6 protein-coding genes and 1 pseudogene are annotated in these 5459 nt (G+C 69.8%); 3 read left to right on the plus strand and 4 right to left on the minus strand.

The window, feature by feature from the left end; genetic code table 11:
• Positions 1-132: 132 nt before the first annotated feature.
• The gene (locus ACWCO3_RS30815) at positions 133-441 is read right to left on the minus strand and encodes a hypothetical protein (RefSeq protein ID WP_124822832.1); all 309 of its coding nucleotides are present in this window, start codon (positions 439-441) and stop codon (positions 133-135) included.
• Between the two features lie 38 nt (positions 442-479).
• Positions 480-2117, minus strand: coding sequence for an ABC-F family ATP-binding cassette domain-containing protein (locus tag ACWCO3_RS30820; protein ID WP_450013389.1), 1638 nt, complete (start codon positions 2115-2117; stop codon positions 480-482).
• A 62-nt stretch (positions 2118-2179) separates the two neighbouring features.
• On the opposite strand from ACWCO3_RS30820, the gene ACWCO3_RS30825 reads away from it, so the two are divergent.
• The 3 genes from ACWCO3_RS30825 to ACWCO3_RS30835 all read left to right on the plus strand — a co-directional run bounded on the left by ACWCO3_RS30825 (position 2180) and on the right by ACWCO3_RS30835 (position 3828).
• The gene (locus tag ACWCO3_RS30825; RefSeq protein WP_088987486.1) at positions 2180-2950 is read left to right on the plus strand and encodes an ROK family protein; all 771 of its coding nucleotides are present in this window, start codon (positions 2180-2182) and stop codon (positions 2948-2950) included.
• 90 nt (positions 2951-3040) lie between these two features.
• Entirely contained in the window at positions 3041-3409 is a 369-nt protein-coding gene (locus tag ACWCO3_RS30830) for a tetratricopeptide repeat protein (protein ID WP_145778806.1), read from the plus strand.
• Between the two features lie 164 nt (positions 3410-3573).
• Positions 3574-3828, plus strand: a complete 255-nt coding sequence (locus ACWCO3_RS30835) for a Smr/MutS family protein (protein ID WP_088987488.1) — start codon at positions 3574-3576, stop codon at positions 3826-3828.
• A 57-nt stretch (positions 3829-3885) separates the two neighbouring features.
• On the opposite strand, the gene ACWCO3_RS30840 is transcribed toward ACWCO3_RS30835, so the two are convergent.
• Positions 3886-4926: a tyrosine-type recombinase/integrase gene (locus ACWCO3_RS30840; RefSeq protein ID WP_358163565.1), complete on the minus strand. Its 1041-nt coding sequence runs from the start codon at positions 4924-4926 to the stop codon at positions 3886-3888.
• A gap of 311 nt (positions 4927-5237) precedes the next feature.
• A pseudogene (locus tag ACWCO3_RS30845) lies at positions 5238-5459 on the minus strand (HD domain-containing protein); the annotation flags it as partial.

A 5459-nucleotide genomic window follows, 5' to 3' on the forward strand; every position in this document is an offset into this window, starting at 1 on the left:
GATTCCGCTGTGGCATCTAGATGCCACAGCGGAATCACGCTCATCAGGGCATGCCGGCCCGGCGGCAGCGGGTCAGCCGGAGGGCGTGCGGCGGGCCCGCGCACAGGGCATGCCGGGCCCGGCGGCGGCACGTCAGCCGGAGAGGGTGCGGCGGCCCCCGCGCATGCGCTGGCGGGGCGGCGGGTCGGCCGGCTTCGGCCGCTTGAGGTGATAGCGGTGCAACTCATGGTTGCCGGGCAGGGACGGGTCCTCGCTCATCGCGACCAGCTCCCAGCCCTGGTCGCCGGCCCGGTTCAGGTGGGCCAGCGAGGTGTCGCCGTAGGGCGTCACGTCGACCATCGAGCCGTCCGGGCCGTACCAGACGAACACGACCTCCCAGCCGAGGTCGTTGGTCGCCGCCTGGCGGCGGCGGACCAGCAGGGCGTACTCCCACTTGAGCATGGCGTCATTCTCACCCCGCAGCGGCCCGCGGACCCGGATCAATCCTCGGCGATCCGCCCGCCGTCGACCCGCAGTCGCCGGTTGGTCTCGATGGCGGCCAGCATCCGCCGGTCGTGGGTGACCAGCAGCAGCGTTCCGGGGTAGGTGGCCAGTGCCGATTCGAGCTGTTCGATGGCGGGCAGGTCCAGGTGGTTGGTGGGCTCGTCGAGCACCAGCAGGTTGACTCCACGGCCCTGGAGCAGGGCCAACGCCGCCCGGGTCCGCTCACCGGGGGAGAGGGTGGCCGCCGGGCGGGGCACGTGCGCCGCCCGCAGCCCGAACTTCGCCAGCAGGGTCCGCGCGTCGGCGGGCGACATGTGGGGTACGGCAGCGTGGAACGCGTCGATCAGCGGCGCGTCGCCGAGGAACAACCCACGGGCCTGGTCCACCTCACCGACCACGACGCCGGGCCCGAGCGAGGCGGTGCCGGCGTCCAGCGGCAGCCGGCCGAGCAGCGCGGCCAGCAGAGTGGACTTGCCGGAGCCGTTCGCCCCGGTCACCGCCACCCGGTCCGCCCAGTCGATCTGGAGGTCGACCGGGCCGAGGGTGAACCCGCCTCGGCGTACCACGGCACCTCGCAGCGTGGCCACGACGGCGCCGGCGCGGGGCGCGGCGGCGATCTCCATCCGCAGCTCCCACTCCTTGCGGGGCTCCTCGACCACGTCGAGCCGTTCGATCAGGCGCTCGGTCTGCTTGGCCTTGGCGGCCTGCTTCTCGCTCGCCTCGCTGCGGAACTTGCGGCCGATCTTGTCGTTGTCGGTGGCCTTGCGACGGGCGTTCTTCACGCCCTTCTCCATCCAGCCACGCTGGGTGCGCGCCCGCGCCTCCAGGCCGGCCTTCGTGTCCGCGTACTCCTCGAAGTCCGCGCGGGCGTGCCGACGCGCCACCTCGCGCTCCTCCAGGTAGGCCGCGTAGCCACCGCCGTAGTGGTTGACCTGCTGCTGCGGCAGGTCCAGCTCCAACACCCGAGTCACCGTGCGGGTCAGGAACTCTCGGTCGTGGCTGACCAGTACCGTGCCGGCACGCAGCCCGGTGACGAACTCCTCCAGCCGCTCCAACCCGGCCAGGTCCAGGTCGTTGGTCGGCTCGTCGAGCAGGAACACGTCGTACCGGCTGAGCAGCAGCGACGCCAGCCCCGCCCGGGCCGCCTGACCGCCGGACAACCCGGTCATGGCGTGGTCCAGGTCCACCGCCAGACCCAGGTCGGCGCTCACCTGCTCGGCGCGTTCGTCCAGGTCCGCGCCGCCGAGGGCGAGCCAGCGCTCCAGGGCGTCGCCGTAAGCGTCGTCGGCGCCCGCCGTCCCGGCGGTCAACGCCTCGGTCGCCGCGTCCAACGCCGCCTGCGCGGCGGTCACCCCGGTCCGTCGGGCCAGGAAGTCCCGCACCGTCTCACCCGGTCGCCGTTCCGGCTCCTGCGGCAGGTGCCCGACCGTGGCGGTGGGCGGGCTGAGCCGGACGCTGCCGGCCTCGACCGGCAACAACCCGGCGAGGGTACGCAGCAGCGTCGACTTGCCGGCCCCGTTCGGCCCGACCAGGCCGATCACGTCGCCGGGGGCGACAACCAGGTCCAAACCGGCGAAGAGTGAGCGGTCGCCGTGCCCGGCGGCCAGGTCCTTGACGATCATCGTGGCGCTCATCAGGACGGCAGCCTATCCGGCTGCCGGCATACGAGCCGACGGCAGCGGGCAGACTCAACGGCGTGGTGACCACACTGGCGATCGACTGCGGCGGCGGAGGCATCAAGGCCTCCGTGCTGGACGAGGCGGGCACGATGAGGGCCCGACCGTTGCGGGTGCCCACCCCGTACCCGTTGCCGCCTGCGCTTTTCGTCTCGACCCTGCTGGATCTGGGCGGACGCCTACCGACGGCGGACCGGCTCACCGTCGGCGTACCCGGGATGATCCGGCACGGGGTGGTGGTCGCCACGCCGCACTACGTGACCCGCAGTGGCCCCCGCAGTCGCGTCGACCCGGACCTGCTCGCCGAGTGGTCCGGCTGGGACGCGCGGGGCGCCCTCGCGGACGCCTTCGGGGTGCCCGCGCTGGTACTCAACGACGCCGAGGTGCACGGCGCCGGGGTGGTCGCCGGCACCGGCTGCGAACTGGTGCTGACCCTCGGGACGGGGCTGGGCAGCGCGCTCTTCGACGGCGGGGTGCTCGCTCCGCACCTGGAGCTGTCGCACGCGCCGGTGCGGTGGGGCACCACCTACGACACGTACGTGGGTGAGCCGGAACGTCGGCGGCTCGGCGACGCCTTCTGGTCCCGCCGGATCCGGCAGGTGGTCGACGGGCTGCGCCCGGTGTTCCGGTGGGACCGGCTCTACCTGGGCGGGGGCAACTCCCGACTGATCCGGCCCGAGCAGCTCGCCCGGATGGGCGACGACGTGGTAGTGGTGCCGAACACCGCCGGAATCGTCGGCGGTGTCCGTGCTTGGGAGCTTTCCGCCGGACGTCGGGACGCCCGCACCTGACCCCTTCTCGACTCCCGGGAACAGTCGCCAAACGTCCGGTGTTGTGCCAGCGTCGGAACAGGTGACGGTGCGACCGAGGGGGTGGGGCAGATGGATCTTCTGGCGGACTACCGGCGGGCGACCATGTTCTTCGAAACCGGTGACCCGAACGGAGCAGCCCGACTGCTGGAGCCGATCGTCGACGCCGAACCCGGCAACGCGGCCGTTCGGCAACTGCTGGCCCGGGCGTACTTCCAGTCGGCCCAGCTCAACCGGGCCGAGGAGCACCTTCGGGAACTGATCGACCGGGACCCCAGCGACCACTACGCGCACCACGTGCTCGGTCGGACGCTGGAGCGGCTGAACCGGCACAACGACGCGCTGCGGCACCTGCGGATCGCCGCCGCGATGTACGCGACGAACGACGACTACCGGACCGCGCTGGAGCGGGTGGAGACCCGAGTGGGCGGCACACGCTAAGGCGTGAACCGGTGACGTGGCAGGGGCGGTCCTCCGGGGCCGCCCCTTCGTTGTCCGGCGGCTGTCCCTGGTCGTTCGGTGGGCGGCCCCGGTCGTCTGGTGGGCCTGCCGTCCGGCGTGCCTAGGATGGCGGACATGGGACCTGACCGGCCGGGGGCTGCGGCATGAAGCTCAAGCTGGACCTGCACGACATCTTCAACAAGGGCCAGGACATCGACCGCGCGCTGCGCGGGATCATGGACGAGGCGGTGGCGAAGAAGGCCACCCTCGTCGAGATCATCCCTGGTAAGGGGTCCGGTCAGCTCAAAAAGCGCGTGCTGCGGTTCCTCGACCAGAAGGACGTCAAGCAGCTCTACCACCGGGTGGAGAAGGACTCGAAGAACTTCGGCCGCCTCTTCGTCCACTTCCGCTGGAAGTAGGAACGACATAGCCTCTGACCTGCATAGCAGGCCGCCGGCATGGCCGATTAACCATGATCATGCCGTGTCCAGGCCGTCAAGGGCTTGCGGAGCATCGTTGCCGGCCTGGTCCTCACTGAGTGCCTTGTCGATGGCCCGGCGGGTGCGATCCTCGCTGGCCGGCAGTAGGTGGGTGTAGGTCCGGAGGGTGAAGCCCGGGTCAGCGTGGCCCAGGTAGGCCGACAGCGCCTTAATGCTCTCTCCAGCGTCCAGGAGGACCGAGGCGTAGGTGTGGCGCAGGACGTGCATCCCGTTGTGTCGGTCATCGGGGATCCCGGTCGCGCGGATCGCGGGCTTCCAGACACCGGAGTTGAACATCGAGCGGGACAGCGCCAGGCCGGCGGGTGTCGTCAGGTACAGCTCGACGGTTCGCGACTCGCCGGTCAGCGTCTCCCACGGCAGGGTCACCGGGACCGGCGGGCAATCTTGCGCATGTTGCTTGAGCCTGGCGGCGACCGAGTCGGGCAGCGGGACCTCGCGGGACTTGCCGCCCTTCGGCGGGGCGAAGATCAGCGAACCCCGAACCAACTTGATCTGCCGAGTGATTTGCAGGACCGGGCGGGTCGGGTCGAGGTCCCCGGGGCTGACCGCGAATATCTCCCCTTGCCGTAGACCACATCCCGAGCCCAGGTCCACCGCGATCCGGTACCGGGGACGCACGTTCTTCCGAAACGCAGTCAACCGGGTGACCGGCCACGGCACCACCTTGGTCGGAGCGGGTTTCGGCCGGCGAATGCTCTTGACCGCGAACGGGTTGCTGACGATCTTCTTGTCGTCCACCGCCGCGTTGAGAATCATCGACACGTCAGTGAAGAGGACCCGGCGGTAACCCACCGACAGCCCTTTCTCTTGGATCTTCCGCGCCCACTCCCGGATCGTCGTCGGCTGGATGGACGCGATCGGCTTGTGCCCGATGACCGGGTACACGTGCAGGCGGAGTTCGTACTCGATGCGGTCGCGGGTGAGAACGTCGGTGGTCGCGGCAGCGAGCCATTCGTCGGCGTACTGCTTGAAGGTCGTGCGGCCGGCGTCGGGGTCGACGTAGGTGCCCTTGAGGATGTCGGCCTGAACGTTGGCGAGAAATGCCTGTGCGTCGCGCTTCTTACGGCCTTCATCAAGGCTGGCTCAGCCTTCTGCCAGAACCGGGTTACCAAATCCTCGGGGCCATAGCGCTCGCGGATTTCGGCCAGCCGCTGCTCGACGGTGAAGTCTTGGCCGTCGGGCCCCGTAGTCATATCTGCGAACCAGAGGGCATCAGCAACGGCTGACTCCTCGCGCGGAAACTCCGTTTCCAGGACACGCTTCAAGCCACGTTCAGCAGCCTCATACGACGCACAAGAGTGGTGGGCGACGAGAGAGGCAACTCGGTGATCAAGGCCCTCACGAAGCAGCCATCGAGCGCCGTCGAGTGCATGGAATCCAGTATCGGCGATCGTTGGTGCATAACCGATGTCGTGCAACCAAGCCGCAGCCACAAGCAGCTGGACCTCACCCGTAGCTGCGGACTGTCCGACCTTAGCGGCCTTAGCTGCTACTGCCTGAACATGTCTCCACCGTCGAGGCAGGGCGGCCGCCAGGTGGGCGGCGGCGAT

The sequence above is a fragment of the Micromonospora sp. NPDC002411 genome, from assembly GCF_053592955.1.